This is a genomic window from Paraburkholderia sp. SUR17 (genome assembly GCF_029536165.1).
Classification (GTDB): domain Bacteria; phylum Pseudomonadota; class Gammaproteobacteria; order Burkholderiales; family Burkholderiaceae; genus Paraburkholderia; species Paraburkholderia kururiensis.
This window is the reverse complement of the sequence record NZ_CP120509.1, coordinates 18,520-34,240: the sequence shown is the minus strand read 5'-3', so window position 1 is coordinate 34,240 and position 15,721 is coordinate 18,520. Positions and strand designations below refer to the sequence as shown.

Below are 15,721 nucleotides of genomic sequence, written 5' to 3'. Positions count from 1 at the left end.
GGCTCGCGATGATGGCAACCAGGCGTCGAGCCCATTCACGCAACTTCCATGCCGATTTAAGCGAGCGATAAGGAATCGCTAAAGACGCGCCGAATGCGCAGTTTGAGCCGCAACTGTTACTGCCAGCAGTCGGCTGCGTGCACTGCGTTGGTGCCCGATCGTTAAGGCGTGCCCCCGCACAGCACATGAGGCGGTTTGAGCTTCCCCAACTCGCGGCACGATTTAACAACCCCGACATGCGATGCGCCTTCGCTGCCCATGACACGGCTCGCGTCCGCCGCGTTGCGAGTTTTGATCCGGTTCACGCGAGCTAGTTAAAAGCGTCGCGTTTATGCATACCGCTTAAACCCGATTGATTCACCTCGCACACTTATTAATTGCGACAAATCGTCGCAATATGGAACCGGTTCCAACTATAATCTTGCCCGGCGCGAGACGGCGAAGCATGGAGCACTTCATTCAGCCGGCTCGTTGCAGCCGCACGGCCTGTTTGCAGTTGCTTGCAGCCGTCGTTCTTGCTGCGCACTTCCCGACAGGCCGTCCCAGAGCACAACGCCAACTTGCGGATGCCCACCATGAAACTTCGCGCCTCAACCGCCGCCGTGCTGCTTGCAGCCACGCCCGCGGTGTATGCCCAAACCAGTGTCACGCTGTACGGCCGTGTGGACGGCGGTCTCGAATACCTGAATCACGTCGCCAACGCATCCGGCGGCACCTCAACGCGCTGGAGCGCCGAAGGCGGCGACTGGGGCACCAGCATGCTGGGCCTCAAGGGCGTTGAAGACCTGGGCGGCGGCCTCACGGCGCTGTTCGATCTGGAAACCGCTTTACAGATCATGAACGGCACCACTGGCGGCGGCCGCATGTTCTCGCGGCGCGCCTATGTCGGCTTGAGCGACGAACGCTGGGGCCGCGTGCAGATGGGCCGCAATCTCTTTATCGATAGCGACGGCGTCTGGGAATTCGACCCGCTCGTACAGCAGGCCGTATCGTCGGCGTCGCTAGTGCGCGGCCGCAACTGGCAGCAGACGAGCAACAACGTGGAGTACCACAGCCCGGTGTTCGGCGGCTTCGACGTGCAAGGCCAGTACGCGTTCGGCAACCAGTCGCGCGGCTTCAATTACGGCGCGCCTGACGACTTCGGCCGCTCGGACGGCATCATGCTCACGTACCACTCGCCGCTCTTCGACGTGCGCGGCATCTACGACGAGCTGCGCGATCCGAACGGCCGTTTCAGCAATATCTTCACGGCGTCGCGCGAATATTTCGTGGGCGCCAACGTGCGTGTGTCGAAGTTCAAGTTCCAGGGCGCTTACACGCATTACGCGGCACCGGACACGCCCGCAGGTCTCGCCGACAGTGCAGACCACTACTGGCTTGGCGCAACGTATCAGGCGAACCAGCGCTGGGCCGTAACGGCCGCGGGCTTCTACATCAAGGTGGGCGAAGGCGCAGGCGATGCCGCGCACGACCCTTCAGGCCACGCCACGCTCTATGTGCTGGGCACGACCTACAACCTCAGCAAGCGAACGTTTCTTTACGGGACCGTGGCGTATCTGCGCAACAGCAGCCACGCAAACTTCTCGGTGTTCGCCACGCCGCGCGACGCGAATCCGAACACGAGTCCGCTCGCGGGCGAATCGCAGACGGGGGCTTACGTGGGGATGATGCATAACTTCTGACGTAGCCGCGAGGCTGCTCGAATGCTGACGCACGTTGTGGCTTCTTGCGAGGGCGGGGTCGTTTTTTGCTGCCGCCCGAATGCAATGCAGTGGATCCAAAGTTGGCTGCGGCGGCGACGATGTTTCATCGCGCCGTTCGTGCCTGTCATTACGCTTTCGTCATGACGTTTTTATTAACGCGGCCTTTGCCGGGCTTTCACCGGCACATCACGGCACATCCTCAAAGGACGATCAATTGACACGAGATGAACCACCGATCGCCAGCAGCAGCGAAGCGTCCGCGTCCCCCGCGTCCCCGTCCGGTACGCACTACACGCGGCGCCATTGGCTGCAAGCCACGCTCGCTCTGGCCGCGGCGAGTCTGACCGGCTCCGCCACGCTCACAGCGCTCGCACAAAGCCCTGCCAGCGGCGCAGACAGCGGCCAGGCGCTCGACGCGTTCATGACGCTCTCGCAGTCGCTCACGGGCAAGAGCGGGCTGGACCGCGCAGTCGGTGCGCGGCTCGTCGCGGCCCTGCAAAAGAAGACGCCTGATCTCGCGCAGCGCGTGCCGCAGATTGCCGGTGCGCTCGCGTCCGGCTCGCTGAAGCCCGACGACGAAGCGCTCGCGCTGAAAATTCTCACAGCCTGGTACATGGGTGTGGTGGACGACACAGTCGTCACGTACGAGCAGGCGCTGATGTTCAGCGTGGTGTCGGACACGCTCGTCATTCGCACCTACTGCCCCAACAAGCCCGGCTTCTGGGCGTCGAAACCTGTCGAGAGGCAATCCTGACCATGGCCGACACACTACAAGCCGATATCGTCGTGGTGGGCTCGGGCGTGGCCGGCGCGCTCGTTGCGCATCAACTCGCGCTCGCCGGCAAGTCGGTGATCATGCTCGAAGCCGGGCCGCGCCTGCCGCGCTGGGAAATTGTCGAACGCTTTCGCAACCAGTTCGACAAGATGGACTTCATGGCGCCGTACCCGTCCACACCGTGGGCGCCACATCCCGAATATGGCCCGCCGAACAACTACCTCATCCTGAAGGGCGAGCACAAGTTCAACTCGCAATACATCCGCGCGGTGGGCGGCACGACGTGGCACTGGGCGGCTTCCGCGTGGCGCTTCATTCCGAACGACTTCAAGATGAAGACCGTCTACGGCGTAGCGCGCGACTGGCCCATCCAGTACGACGACCTCGAGCCGTGGTACTACCGCGCGGAGCAGGAGCTGGGCGTGTGGGGTCCCAACGACGAAGACCTCTATTCGCCGCGCAAAGCGCCGTATCCCATGGCGCCGCTGCCGCTCTCGTACAACGAGGCGACCATCAAGTCGAAGCTCAACGCCTACGACGCGGCCTATCACGTCGTGACGGAACCCGTGGCGCGCAACAGCGTGCCCTACGACGGCCGCCCCACCTGCTGCGGCAACAACAACTGCATGCCGATCTGCCCGATCGGCGCGATGTACAACGGCATCGTGCACGTCGAGAAAGCCGAGATGGCGGGCGCGAAGCTGATCGACAACGCCGTGGTCTACCGGCTCGAAGTGGGCTCGAACAAGCGCATCGTCGCGGCGCTGTACAAAGACCCTCAGGGCATTTCGCATCGCGTGGAAGGCAAGTATTTCGTGCTTGCGGCCAACGGCATCGAAACGCCGAAGATCATGCTCATGTCCACGAGCCACGATTTTCCGAACGGCGTGGGCAACAGCTCGGACATGGTGGGCCGCAATCTGATGGACCATCCCGGCACCGGCGTGTCGTTCTACGCGGACGAAAAACTCTGGCCCGGCCGCGGACCGCAGGAAATGACCTCGCTGATCGGCTTTCGCGACGGCGCGTTCCGCTCGCAACAAGCGGCAAAGAAGATCCACCTGTCGAACCTCTCGCGTATCGACCAGGAGACGCAGAAGATCTTCGGGCAGAAGAAGTTGCTCAAGCCCGCCGATCTCGACGCGCAGATTCGCGACCGCTCGGCGCGCTACGTGCAGTTCGACTGCTTCCACGAAATCCTGCCGCAGCCGGAAAACCGCATCGTGCCGAGCCGCACGGAAACGGATGCCATCGGCATTCCCCGCCCCGAGATCATCTACGCCATCGGCGACTACGTGAAACGCGGGGCCGCTCACACGCGCGAGGTGTACGCCACCGCGGCGAAGGTGCTGGGAGGCACGGACGTCGAATTCCACGACGACTTCGCGCCGAACAACCACATCACGGGCTCCGTCATCATGGGCAGCGACCCGCGCAATTCGGTGGTCGACAAGGATTGCCGCACCTTCGACCACCCGAACCTGTTCGTTTCGAGCAGCGCGACCATGCCCACCGTCGGCACCGTGAACGTGACCTTGACCATCGCGGCGCTCGCGCTGCGCATGGCGGACCAGCTCAAAAAGGAAGTCTGACGTGCTCAAGAAGACCCTGTTCCTGATGCTCGCGGGCGCCCTGGCGGTCTCCGGTATGGCGCGTGCGGACGACTCCGCGCAATCCCCGCCCGGCGGCGACGCCGCGCTCGTGAAGCGTGGCGAATATCTCGCCGTGGTGGGGGACTGCATGGCCTGCCACACCGCCGCAAAGGGCAAACCGTTCGCGGGCGGCCTGCCGCTCAACGTGCCCATGCTGGGCACCATCTACTCCACCAACATCACGCCGGACAAGAACACCGGCATCGGCACGTGGTCGTATGAGGACTTCGAACGTGCGGTGCGCAAGGGCGTGTCGAAGGACGGCCACAACCTGTACCCGGCGATGCCCTACGTCTCGTACGCGAAGATCGGCGACGACGACATGAAAGCGCTCTATGCCTACTTCGAGCACGGCGTTCAGCCCATCGACCAGCCGCAGCGCGCAAGCGACATCCCGTGGCCACTCAACATGCGCTGGCCGCTCACCGTGTGGAACTGGGTCTTCCTGAAAGAAGGCTCGTATCAGCCTAAGCCCGGCAAGAGCGTGGAGTGGAATCGTGGCGCGTACCTCGTGCAGGGTCTCGCACACTGCGGCACGTGCCACACGCCGCGCGGCGTCACGATGCAGGAGAAAGCGCTCGACGAAACGGGCAGCGGCTTTCTTTCGGGATCCGTACTTTCGGGATGGGACGGCTACAACATCACATCGGATGCAAACAGCGGCATCGGATCATGGACCGACGCGCAGCTCACACAATATCTGCGCACGGGCAGCGTGCCGGGCGTCGCACAGGCCGCGGGCCCGATGGGCGAGGCCGTGGAGCACAGCTTCTCGCATATGACCGACGCGGACGTGAAGGCCGTGGCCACCTACATTCGCACGGTGCCCTCCGTGAGCGACGGCAGCACGAAGCCGCGTTACGCATGGGGCCAACCCGTGGACGACGTCGCGACACTGCGCGGGGTCGGCTTCAACAACGCGACAGATCCGGCGCGGCTCTATCTGGGCAATTGCGCGACTTGCCACCAGGCTCACGGCGAAGGTTCGCCCGATAGCTACTACCCGTCGCTGATGCGCAACTCGACGGTGGGCGCGCCGAATCCGAACAACCTCGTCCAGGTCATTCTGCACGGCGTGCAACGCAACGCGGCGGGCAACAACGTCAGCATGCCGGCGTTCGCGGCCGACCTGAACGACGCGCAGATCGCGGCCCTCACCAATTACGTGACGGCGCACTTCGGCAATCCAGCCGCGAAGGTGACGGAGAAGGACGTCGCGAAGCTGCGGTAATCGTTCACGGTTACGCTGCCGGGTTCTCGCTTGCGGGATCGTACGGCAGCACCTTTTCCTGCTCGTCGGGCCGGTTGCGCGCAACGATCGCGCGCGCCGGCGCCGTGTCGCTGAGGTTGAACGGCTGATGCGGTACGCCCGGCGGAACGAACAGGAAGTCCCCCGCTTCCGTGATGACGGACTGACGCAAGCCTGGCCCGTAACGGGTTTCCACGCGGCCTTCCAGCACGTAGATGCCTGTCTCGTAGCCGCAATGCACGTGAGGCTCGGCGTGTCCGCCGGGCGGTACCACGACGAGGTGCATCGAAAGCCCGCGCGTGCCCGCGGTCACTGCCGAGAGGCCGACGAAGTAAGGCAGGCGCTGCACCGTGCTGATCTCTCTGTCGGGATGTACCACGACGAGGGGCGCATTGGCGTCGTCGATATCGTCTTGCATGAACACTCCTTTTTCTGCCGTTGCAAAGGGTTCGTCACGAGAGCGGCCGCACGAGTGCAATAAACCCGCATTCCTGTGCAATGCCGCGAAGCGCCGCCTCCAACTAGTGCCTCTCGTCTAATCCAACGTATTTCGTTAGATGTACTGCGCTCTTTCACGGGACATACTCTATGCTCCCTCTTCATCTATCGGCATCGGGATAGTCCTGTACGAAGCCCGCCGATCGAACAACAACTCGAAATGGAGGGAGACAAACATGAAGCGTTCAATACGTTCCCGATTCGCTGCGCGCGCGTTTGCCTGGGCCGTGACCGGTGCCTCGCTCGCAGGATGGACAGCGCTGCTCGCCATTAGCTCGACCCCGCCGGCACTCGCCCAGACCGCCCCCACCAGCGACTATGCGGCCACGCGCTATCCGATCATCCTCGTGCACGGTCTCTCCGGCACGGACAAATACCTCGGTGTACTGGATTACTGGTACGGCGTGCAGCAAGACCTGCAAAGCCGTGGCGCCACCGTCTACGTCGCCAATCTCTCAGGGTTCCAGAGCGACACGGGACCCAACGGACGCGGCGAGCAGTTGCTGGCTTACGTGAAGCAGGTGCTCGCGGCAACGGGTGCAAGCAAGGTCAATCTGATCGGTCACAGCCAGGGCGGGCTGACCTCACGTTATGTCGCAGCGGTCGCGCCGGATCTTGTTGCATCCGTCACGACCATCGGCACGCCGCATCGCGGCTCCGAATTCGCCGACTTCGTGAAGAACCTGCTGGCCACCGACCCCACCGGCCTCTCCAGCGTCGCGGCGGCACAATTCTTCAACCTCTTCGGTACGCTTACCAACAGCACCAACAATTCCAATCAGGACGCGTTAGCCGCGCTCAACACGCTGACCACCACCAGCGCCGCTGCATTCAACACACAGTACCCGAGCGCCGGGCTCGGCGCACCGGGTTCATGCCAGACAGGCGCACCCACGGAGACAGTAGGCGGCAACACACACCTGCTGTATTCGTGGGCGGGCACGAATGTCCAATCGGCAGGCACGTTGTTCGGCGCAACAGCCACACGCGACGCGAGCACGATTCCGCTTGTCGATCCGGCCAATGCGCTCGACCCGTCCACGCTCGTTCTGCTCGGCACGGGCACTGTGATGATGAATCGCAATTCAGGTCCGAACGACGGTCTCGTCTCGATGTGCAGCTCGTTGTACGGCAGCGTGCTGAGCACGAGCTACAAGTGGAATCACCTCGACGAAATCAACCAGCTGCTCGGCGTGCGCGGCGCGTATGCGGAAGATCCGCTCGCCGTGATTCGCACGCACGCGAATCGTCTGAAACTGGCCGGCGTGTAACCATGCCCCTGCGTTCGCGCAGTACGCCGCGTGGGCGGCGCATCAGGTCGGTCACGGCAATCGGGCTCGCGGTCTGCGTCGTCTTCGGGCTCGCAGCGGCGGGCGTGGCGTGGTACGGGACGACAGCCGCAAACGAAAGCGCCAATCACGCTTCCACCGGCAACTCGTCGGGCCCCGCCCACGCCGCCGTCGCGCAGATGCGCAATGCTGCGGCACAGCTGCCGAATCTGCCCACGTCCCTCGCGGGTTCTTCCGCGCCGCGTTTGCCGCTTGATGCCGGCGGCCATCTCGCGAAGTCGCGCGCGGTGCGCGACTTCTTCGACTATTGCCTGAGCGCACAAAGCGATCTGAATTCGGGCGCGCTCGACGCACTGGTAAAGCGCGAAATCGCGGCGCAGCTCGACGGCACGGCCGCGCAGGCTGAAGCGCTCGACGTGTGGCTGCGGTATCGCGCGTATCTGGCTGCGCTTGCGTCGCTACCGGATGGCGGCGCAGATTCTGCCGGCAAGCTCGATATCGCTTCCGTTCAACTCGCGCTCGATCAACGCGAAGCCATTGCGAGCCGCACGCTCGGCGAATGGAGCGCGCCCTTCTTCGGCGCCGAACTGCAGCACCAGCGCTACGAGCTTGCACGTCTGAAGATTGCACGGAACTCCACGTTGACGGAGGCACAGAAGGCGCAGCAACTCGCGGCGCTCGATCAATCGCTGTCGCCCGAGGAACGCGCCACGAAGGAACGCGTACAACGACAACAGGCAGCCATCTCGCAGATCGCGCAATTGCAGGAGTCGGGCGCCTCGCCCGAAGAAACGCGCGCGCAACTCACGCAAACACTCGGGCCCGAAGCCGCCCAGCGAGTGGTCCAGATGGAGCAGGAAGAGACCGACTGGCGCGACCGCTACGCGAGCTACGCTGCGCAGCGCGCGCAGATCGAAGCCCAAGGGCTGGCGCCGCAGGTCCGCGATGCCCAGATCGCCCAACTGCGGCAACGCGTGTTCACGAGGCCCGGCGAGGCGCTGCGAGCCGCGTCGCTCGATGGCGGCGGCGGTTCCCACTGATGGCTTCGCGCGGAACCGGCGGCCGCCGGCGTGAACCATGCAGCAGTTATCCCCACATTTTGTTCGCAAGCTTGTGAACAACCTTTGCACAAATCCGCCAAGGCGTTGAGCGGAAAGGCCTATTCGTCGCGGCGGCAAATTGCATCACGACGCCCTGCGGGCAATGGACCACCACTTGCCATCATTTGCGCCGACACACGCGAAGCGCCGTGCCCCACTCACGCCACAAGCGAAGTCGTCAGACGTCTTGTCACGATGTTATGCAAAAACATGTGCATGAAATGTAAACGTGATGGCAATCAAACATGCATCGTGAACGCCTCCTTATTACCCTGGTAGATTGCCTGGATTTCCCTCAAGTCGATGGGGTTAATGCCGTTAAGACCTGTAGCGATGAACAGGACGTGCGTTTTGCCCGCGTCCTCAATGCAAGGAACGACATGCGCAACAACCAGCCCATCACCCAGCAGGAATACGATTACTCCGCGTCGCAAATGCTCGTCTCCGCGACCGATCTCAAAGGCCGCATCCAATACTGCAACCCGGCGTTCATCGCGGTTTCCGGCTATACGAAAGAGGAGCTGATCGGCAAGCCGCACAACCTGATCCGCCATCCCGACATGCCCGCCGAGGCATTCGCAGACCTGTGGACGACGATTCAGGCCGGCCGCCCCTGGACCGCCCTCGTCAAAAACCGACGCAAGAACGGCGATCACTATTGGGTCGCGGCCAACGTCACGCCGGTAACGGAGCGCGGTCAGGTGGTGGGGTATCTCAGCGTGCGCACGAAACCGTCGCGCGATGAAATCCGCGAAGCCGACGCGCTCTACGCGCAGATGCACGAAGGCACGCTGCGCGGCCGCAAGCTGCGGCGCGGGCTCGTGGTTCGCACTGGACTGCTGGGGCTCGTCGACGCGGTCATGCGCGTGCCTGTCGCGAAGCGCGCCGTGCTGGGCTACGGCGCCGGTCCCGGCGCGCTGCTCGCGGCTGGCGTTGCCGCGTGGCAAGGCATTCCGCCCACGCCGTTCTGGATGGCGTTCGCCGCCAGCTGCCTCGCAAGCCTTGTCACGTGGCGCGTGCTCGTGAGCCATGTCGGCAAACCCATCGACGAGATGAAGCGCGTTTCGGCCCAGGTGGCCGCGGGCGACCTGACCGCGGACGTCCAGGTCATTCGCCACGACGATCTGGGCGAAGTGCTGCTCGCCCTGAACCAGCTGAAGGCGAACCTCACGGCGATCGTGCTGGACGTGCGCCAGCAGATCGACGGCATGCTGGATGCCGCGCGCGAAATCTCGACCGGCAACCTCGATCTCTCGCGGCGCACGGAGCTGCAGGCGGCATCGCTCGAAGAAACCGCCGCCACGATGGACCAGCTGACGACCACCGTGCAAGCCAATGCCGAAGCCAGCGCACGAGCACTCGACCTCGCGCGCGAAGCGCAGGCGACGGCCGCCGAAGGCGGCGCGATGGCAGGCCAGGTGGAACGCACCATGGCCAGCATCACCGACGCATCGAAGCGCATTACCGATATCACGGGCGTGATCGACGGCATCGCGTTCCAGACCAACATCCTCGCGCTCAACGCCGCCGTGGAAGCGGCGCGGGCAGGCGAAGCCGGGCGTTCGTTCGCCGTGGTGGCGGGCGAAGTGCGGATGCTGGCGCAACGTTGCGCGGCGTCGGCGAAGGAAATCAAGGAAGTGGTGGAAGCGAGCGTGAACGAAGTGGCTCAGGGCACGCAGCTTGTCGCGCGCACCACGGCGCAGATGCGCTCCATCGACGAAGCCGTGGCCCGCGTCTCCTCGATCATCATGGAAGTCGCCAACGCGAGCGGCGAGCAGGCCGAGGGCATCCGCCAGGTGAATCAGGCCGTCTCGCATCTGGACAGCGCGACGCAACAGAACGCCGCGCTCGTCGAGCAGGCCGCGGCGACGGCCACGCGCCTCGTGGAGCAGGCGGACGTGCTCGACGAAGCCGTGCGTCTCTTCACGCTTCCGAGTGTGGCCAGCAACGGCAAACCGACAACGTCGGGCAGTGCGTTCCGTGCGAAGAAAGTCGAAGCACAGCGCGAAAAGGCGCCCGAGGCAGAGGAAATTCCCGCCTGACCGGCCGACCTTGATCCACTGAGCCCGGCGGCTGAACGCGGCGGCCGGCCCGATTGATCTGAAAGATCGGCGTAAGTCCCATCTCGACAGGGTAGGTCAATCGGGTCAGGATGCGATTGTCAGGGCCCGGCACGCGGGCTGGCTGACCCGAGTAACAACGGCGTTTGAACGGCCCATCCGGCGAAAACGGACGGGCCGTTTTTTTGTCCCATAGCGCCCGCCTGACGTTGCTGCCGCTCACGTCCCGCCGAACAGGTTCATCTGGCGCGCCGCCGGCTGTTCGTTACCTTCCAGCGCAAGCAACGCCTCCTTGCGCTCGATGCCGCCGGCATAGCCGGTCAGCTCTCCATTGCCGCCAATCACACGATGGCACGGCACGATGATGGCGATCGGATTGCGTCCGTTGGCGGCGCCCACGGCGCGTGCCGCGCCCAGCCCCAGGCCGAGGCGGTCGGCAATACGTCCATAGCTCTCCATCTGTCCATAGGGAATTTTCACGAGCTCGTCCCAGACGCTGCGCTGGAACGCCGTGCCGTGCGCGCGCAGCGGCACGGTGAAGCGCCGCCGCGTGCCCGCGAAATACTCGCCGATTTCGTCGCGCGCCTGCAGCAGCACGCGCAGCGTGGGCGCGGGCGAATCGGCTGAGCCCATGGCCGGGTCGGACGGCGCGTACTTTTGACCGACGAAGAACACGCCTGTCAGCGCGTCGTGCGCCGCGCGCAACAGGACGTTGCCGAGCGGGCTCGGCATGGTGAGCCAATGCGCTTCGCTATCCAATGTCATGCGGCTCCCGGGGCGCTGCCGCCCAATCCGGTCCAGATCTTTCAGATGATAGGCGCCTTTTGCGCGGGGAGCGCCTGGCTATGGCGCCCGGCTGGCAACCGCCGGACGGCACGCGGCAATGACACCGCCATGACATGGCGGCGGAAAACGACCACCGTCGCGTGCACCGTCGCGGGGCACGCAAAAATGCGGCAGTTGCGCGAAGACTCGCGTTACACTGCTTCGACAACGCGGCGCGGCAGTCACCGCGCGGTTCACGGCGGGCCGGCCCGAACGTCAGTCAGGCGCGCCGCGGGCGGGCAAACGCGAGCGATACGTGTATGCGCGGTCGCATACACAAGGTGCGATGGCCAACCCGCACAATGAATCGATCAACAACGGAAGAGGACAACAGCAATGCGCACGACCGGGTCTTCCGGGGCCATGACCCTGCTAACCGAACACGACGACGCGACGGGGCGCGAGGTACGCACGCTGCGGCTCGAATCGTCGGAAGACGGCAAGAGCATTCTTCTCATCGAGGTCGATGAACGCAAGCCGGGCGTACACCGCGAAGTGCGTTACGAGATCACGCCGGCCGAGCTGATTGCCGCTATCCGCGCCCAGGGCGCCGAACTGCCCGGCGAATCGCACAGCCGCTAAGCGCACGAGGAGCATGCCATCCCGCTGGCGGCGCGCCACCCATGCCGCCAACCGTCGCTAACTGTCGCTAATCGTCCAACCCCAACACGCTTTCCGTTCGCTTCCTGCATGCTGCGCCGCACTTGAATTTCCGGCGCAGCGATCGCATTTCAGGGGACATTTTCATGCCTCGAAAATGCGTCCATAATTCTTGACTCCCCTACCCGCTTCCCGCCCGAAAGGCCCAGGAAGTAAGCCGATGCTACATGACCTCGTCGCGCAGTACGGGCCTGCCATCGTCTTCGCCAATGTGCTCGCCGCTTCGCTCGGGTTGCCCGTGCCCGCGCTGCCCACCCTCATCCTGTTCGGTGCCATGGCGGCCATGCATCCCGGATCAGTCGGCACGCAGGTGATTCCCGTGCTCGTGCTGTCCGTGTTCGCCACGCTGATCGGCGACAGCGCCTGGTTCCTGGCGGGCCGCATCTACGGCGGCAACACGCTGAAGACCATTTGCCGGCTGTCGCTCTCGCGCGATACCTGCGTGAAAAAGACCGAGCGTTTCTTTGGCCGGTGGGGCGTGCGCGTGCTCGCGGTATCGAAATTCGTGCCGGGGCTTTCCATTGTGTCCGTGCCGATGGCCGGGGCAATGGGCACGCCGTACCGCGCCTTTCTCGCGTTCGACAGCATAGGCGCCGTGCTGTGGGCCGGTCTCGGGCTGATTATCGGCGTGGTGTTTGCGCAGCAGATCGACATGCTGTTCGCAGGCGCGGGGCGCCTCGGGCGCATGGCGGGCGTCGTGGTGGCCGTGCTGCTCCTGCTGTATGCGTCGTACCGCTGGTATCGCCGTCGTCAGCTACTCAAGAAGCTTGCGGCTGCGCGCATCGAAGTGAACGAGCTGGGCAACCTCATCCAGGCCGGGACTTCGCCGGTGTTGTTCGATATCCGCTCGGATGAAAAGCGCAAGCTCGACCCGTACGTCATTCCGGGGTCGGTGTTCGCGGACGAGCGCCAGCTGGACGACATCATCCAGCGGTATCCGCGTGACCAGAAGCTCGTTATCTATTGCTCGTGTCCGAACGAAATTTCGGCGGCGTGGATGGCGAAACAGCTCAACGAAGCAGGTTTCAACGACGTGCTGCCGCTGCGCGGCGGGCTCGACGCCTGGCGCGATGCGGGCCAAACGCTCGAGCCGCTTGCCACGCCGCCGGCCGAACCAATGGCGGACGTCGGCATCGAGCCGAAACCGGTCTAGCCGCATCGCCCACGTGCGGGCGCAAGCCACTGGCGGCCCGCGCAGGCACCGCCAGGGGCGCTCCGGCGTGTGCGCTGCGGCGGTCCTGCCGAACGAACAAGGAGCGCAGTCTGATGAGTTCCATCGAGGAAGTGGAAGTACGCAACGACTCCGCCCCCGTGGTCGCCGAGGCACCGTTCTCGTCGCTCGCCACGCGGCGTCACCAGATGTTTCCGCAGCTCACCTGCGAAGAGATCGACCGGCTGCGCCGCTTTGGCGAAGTCCTGCATTGGGAAGCGGGCGAGACACTGTTTCGCACCGGCGAGCCGGGGCCCGGCATGTTCGTGGTGCTCAAAGGCTCCGTCAAGGTCTTCCAGCGCGATGGTCTCGGGCGCGAGCGGCTCATCAACGAACACCGTGAGGGCAACTTTCTGGCCGAGGTCGGCCAATTGTCCGGGCGGCCGGCGCTCGTGGACGGCATGGCGCTCGAGCACGTCGAGGCGCTGCTGATTCCGCCCGACCGTCTGCGCGCGCTGATCGTGGCCGAAGCGGAACTGGGCGAGCGCATCATGCGCGCGCTGATCCTGCGGCGCGTGGCGCTGATCGAAAAGGGCGCGGGCGGCCCGATTCTCGTGGGTAAGCGCCACGATCCGCGGCTAGTCGGCCTGCAAGGTTTCCTCACGCGCAACAGCCACCCGCATTCGGTCATCGACGAAAGCGACGAAGACGCGTTGCATCTCATCGAGCAGTTCGCCGCACGTCCAGAAGACCTGCCCATTGCAATCTGCCCCGACGGTTCCGTGCTGCATCACCCGAGCGCGCCGGAACTCGCCACCTGCCTCGGTCTGCTGCCCGATCTCAACGACTCGCCCGTGTACGACGTGGCCGTCGTGGGCGCCGGCCCGGCCGGGCTCGCCACCGCGGTGTACGCGGCGTCCGAAGGACTTTCCGTCATCGTGCTCGACGCCCGCGCGCCGGGCGGCCAGGCGGGCGCCAGCTCGCGCATCGAAAACTATCTCGGCTTTCCGACCGGCATCTCGGGCCAGGCGCTCGCGGGACGCGCGTTCGTGCAGGCGCAGAAGTTCGGCGCGCACGTGGCGATTCCCGTGAAGGTGAAGCGGCTGCATTGCGACGAGCTTCCGCATCGGCTGGAAACATGCAGCGGCAACGTGGCCGCGCGCGCCATCGTGATTGCGAGCGGCGCAGTGTACCGGCGGCCCGCCATCGAAGGGCTCGACCGCTACGACGGGCGCGGCGTGTATTACTGGGCGTCGCCCGTGGAAGCCAAGCTCTGCAAGCGCGAAGAGATCGTACTGGTGGGTGGCGGCAATTCCGCAGGCCAGGCCGTGGTCTACCTCGCCTCCCACGCGAAGCACGTACACGTGCTCATTCGCCGAAGCGGCTTCGAAGCCACGATGTCGCGCTACCTGATCGACCGCATCGCGTCGCTGCCCAACGTGACTGTGCATCCGCATACGGAAATCGCGCGGCTCGAGGGCGACGAAGCCGGGCTTTCGTCGGTGTGGCTGAAGTCGCCGCTGCGCGACGGCACCGATCACTTCGATTCGCGCCACCTGTTCCTCTTCACGGGTGCCGATCCGAACACGGAGTGGCTGCATACCTGTGGCGTGGAGCTCGATCCGAAGGGCTTCGTGCTGACCGGCGCAGAGGCCGATCCCGGCGGTTCGGCATGCGATCTCTCCACGTCGGTTGAAGGCGTCTATGCCATTGGCGATGCGCGCGCCGGCTCCACCAAGCGCGTAGCCGCTGCGGTGGGAGAAGGTGCGCAGGTGGTCGCGCAGATCCATCAGATGCTGGCCGTGCTTGCAGGCGAAGCGGTGCCGGCCGCTGCATAGGCACGCATCGGCACATAAGCGCAAAGCGGCCGCGCCGGCTTCACGGCGCGGCCGCGGCATACAACTGCTTACAAACCTCACACATTCCGCGTGCACCGCACGCGCTCTCCACGCGTTTTTGCGAGCACCTACCCATGGAGCTTGCTATGAGCGCAAACCTCACCCCCGACGTCCCGCAACGCAATCGCCTGCACCCGCTGGTCGCGGGGGCGGCTGTCTCCGTGATTCTCGCGAGCGCCGTCGGTGTCGCGGCCATGACGGGCATCCTGCCGCTCTCGAAGGCGAGCACCGCCGAACCGGCAGCCATGCAAAGCGCCAGCGCGCCGGTTGTCGGCGCCGCGTCGACGACTGCGTCCGCCGTCCAGGCCGCACAACCCGCGCCGACGTACGCGCAGACCGCACCTCGCACGGCACCCGAGCAGGCGCCGGCACGGCCGAAGCCGCATCACTATCGCGCGCCGCAAACCACCTACTCGAACGGCGGCGAGGCACAGCCCTATGCACAGCAGCGTCAGCCTGCAATCGATCCGTACGTGGGCGAAGTCGCCTCCATCACGCCGGTGCAGACAGCCGAGCCGACCACGGGACTCGGCGCACTCGGCGGCGCCGTGGCGGGCGGTTTGATCGGCAACCAGATCGGCAACGGACGCGGCCGCACGGTAGCGACCATCGCCGGCGCGCTCGGCGGCGGCCTCGCGGGCAACGGCATCGAGCATGCGGTGCGCAAGGCCACGACGTATCAGGTGCAGGTGCGCATGCAGGACGGCAGCTATCGCAACTTTACGTATCAAACGCCGCCTTCGGTCCAGGTGGGCGAGCGCGTACGCGTGGAAGGCGATTCGCTGGTCGGCGCCTGATCGTTCTAGCTATACGACACGTGCCTCGTCGCGCGGGCCGCTCTTCATGAGGGACCCGCGCGCAC

13 protein-coding genes are annotated in these 15,721 nt (G+C 64.9%); 11 read left to right on the top strand and 2 right to left on the bottom strand.

Annotated elements, in window-relative coordinates; genetic code table 11:
• The first annotated feature begins 575 nt into the window (after positions 1-575).
• The 4 genes from P2869_RS17755 (at position 576) to P2869_RS17740 (ending at position 5,361) form a co-directional block, all read left to right on the top strand.
• On the top strand, positions 576-1,682 hold the full coding sequence (locus tag P2869_RS17755; RefSeq protein ID WP_026121317.1) for a porin: 1,107 nt from the start codon (positions 576-578) through the stop codon (positions 1,680-1,682).
• A gap of 256 nt (positions 1,683-1,938) precedes the next feature.
• Complete coding sequence (locus tag P2869_RS17750; protein WP_277599885.1) at positions 1,939-2,457, top strand: sugar dehydrogenase complex small subunit; 519 nt, start codon at positions 1,939-1,941, stop codon at positions 2,455-2,457.
• A gap of 2 nt (positions 2,458-2,459) precedes the next feature.
• Positions 2,460-4,070, top strand: coding sequence for a GMC family oxidoreductase (locus P2869_RS17745; protein ID WP_277599028.1), 1,611 nt, complete (start codon positions 2,460-2,462; stop codon positions 4,068-4,070).
• Between the two features lies 1 nt (position 4,071).
• A complete protein-coding gene (locus tag P2869_RS17740; RefSeq protein ID WP_277599027.1) occupies positions 4,072-5,361 on the top strand; it encodes a cytochrome c in 1,290 nt (429 codons plus the stop codon).
• Between the two features lie 10 nt (positions 5,362-5,371).
• On the opposite strand, the gene P2869_RS17735 is transcribed toward P2869_RS17740, so the two are convergent.
• Positions 5,372-5,797 (bottom strand): cupin domain-containing protein, encoded by a 426-nt coding sequence (locus tag P2869_RS17735; RefSeq protein WP_277599026.1) that lies wholly within the window; start codon positions 5,795-5,797, stop codon positions 5,372-5,374.
• Between the two features lie 256 nt (positions 5,798-6,053).
• Between P2869_RS17735 and P2869_RS17730 the strand changes: the two genes are divergently transcribed.
• The 3 genes from P2869_RS17730 (at position 6,054) to P2869_RS17720 (ending at position 10,308) form a co-directional block, all read left to right on the top strand.
• Positions 6,054-7,148 carry a triacylglycerol lipase gene (locus P2869_RS17730; protein WP_277599025.1) on the top strand — a complete coding sequence of 365 codons (1,095 nt, stop codon included), beginning with the start codon at positions 6,054-6,056 and terminating at the stop codon, positions 7,146-7,148.
• A 2-nt stretch (positions 7,149-7,150) separates the two neighbouring features.
• The gene (locus P2869_RS17725) at positions 7,151-8,206 is read left to right on the top strand and encodes a lipase secretion chaperone (protein WP_277599024.1); all 1,056 of its coding nucleotides are present in this window, start codon (positions 7,151-7,153) and stop codon (positions 8,204-8,206) included.
• 440 nt (positions 8,207-8,646) lie between these two features.
• Positions 8,647-10,308: a PAS domain-containing methyl-accepting chemotaxis protein gene (locus P2869_RS17720; protein ID WP_277599023.1), complete on the top strand. Its 1,662-nt coding sequence runs from the start codon at positions 8,647-8,649 to the stop codon at positions 10,306-10,308.
• A 237-nt stretch (positions 10,309-10,545) separates the two neighbouring features.
• Here P2869_RS17720 and P2869_RS17715 read toward each other — a convergent pair whose 3' ends face one another.
• Positions 10,546-11,091, bottom strand: coding sequence for a methylated-DNA--[protein]-cysteine S-methyltransferase (locus P2869_RS17715; RefSeq protein ID WP_277599022.1), 546 nt, complete (start codon positions 11,089-11,091; stop codon positions 10,546-10,548).
• A gap of 396 nt (positions 11,092-11,487) precedes the next feature.
• Here P2869_RS17715 and P2869_RS17710 point away from each other — a divergent pair, with 396 nt between their 5' ends.
• The 4 genes from P2869_RS17710 (at position 11,488) to P2869_RS17695 (ending at position 15,656) form a co-directional block, all read left to right on the top strand.
• Positions 11,488-11,733, top strand: coding sequence for a hypothetical protein (locus P2869_RS17710; RefSeq protein WP_026121314.1), 246 nt, complete (start codon positions 11,488-11,490; stop codon positions 11,731-11,733).
• 238 nt (positions 11,734-11,971) lie between these two features.
• Complete coding sequence (locus P2869_RS17705; protein ID WP_017774207.1) at positions 11,972-12,964, top strand: DedA family protein/thiosulfate sulfurtransferase GlpE; 993 nt, start codon at positions 11,972-11,974, stop codon at positions 12,962-12,964.
• A gap of 113 nt (positions 12,965-13,077) precedes the next feature.
• On the top strand, positions 13,078-14,799 hold the full coding sequence (locus P2869_RS17700; protein WP_277599021.1) for an FAD-dependent oxidoreductase: 1,722 nt from the start codon (positions 13,078-13,080) through the stop codon (positions 14,797-14,799).
• Positions 14,800-14,945: 146 nt separating this feature from the next.
• Complete coding sequence (locus tag P2869_RS17695; RefSeq protein ID WP_277599020.1) at positions 14,946-15,656, top strand: glycine zipper 2TM domain-containing protein; 711 nt, start codon at positions 14,946-14,948, stop codon at positions 15,654-15,656.
• The last annotated feature ends 65 nt before the right edge of the window (positions 15,657-15,721 follow it).

Coding starts and splice junctions, on each gene's coding strand:
- P2869_RS17695 (WP_277599020.1), top strand. CDS start 14,946: ATGAGCGCAAACCTCACCCCCGACGTCCCGCAACGCAATCGCCTGCAC.
- P2869_RS17725 (WP_277599024.1), top strand. CDS start 7,151: ATGCCCCTGCGTTCGCGCAGTACGCCGCGTGGGCGGCGCATCAGGTCG.
- P2869_RS17745 (WP_277599028.1), top strand. CDS start 2,460: ATGGCCGACACACTACAAGCCGATATCGTCGTGGTGGGCTCGGGCGTG.
- P2869_RS17715 (WP_277599022.1), bottom strand. CDS start 11,091: ATGACATTGGATAGCGAAGCGCATTGGCTCACCATGCCGAGCCCGCTC.
- P2869_RS17720 (WP_277599023.1), top strand. CDS start 8,647: ATGCGCAACAACCAGCCCATCACCCAGCAGGAATACGATTACTCCGCG.
- P2869_RS17755 (WP_026121317.1), top strand. CDS start 576: ATGAAACTTCGCGCCTCAACCGCCGCCGTGCTGCTTGCAGCCACGCCC.
- P2869_RS17730 (WP_277599025.1), top strand. CDS start 6,054: ATGAAGCGTTCAATACGTTCCCGATTCGCTGCGCGCGCGTTTGCCTGG.
- P2869_RS17710 (WP_026121314.1), top strand. CDS start 11,488: ATGCGCACGACCGGGTCTTCCGGGGCCATGACCCTGCTAACCGAACAC.
- P2869_RS17705 (WP_017774207.1), top strand. CDS start 11,972: ATGCTACATGACCTCGTCGCGCAGTACGGGCCTGCCATCGTCTTCGCC.
- P2869_RS17700 (WP_277599021.1), top strand. CDS start 13,078: ATGAGTTCCATCGAGGAAGTGGAAGTACGCAACGACTCCGCCCCCGTG.
- P2869_RS17735 (WP_277599026.1), bottom strand. CDS start 5,797: ATGCAAGACGATATCGACGACGCCAATGCGCCCCTCGTCGTGGTACAT.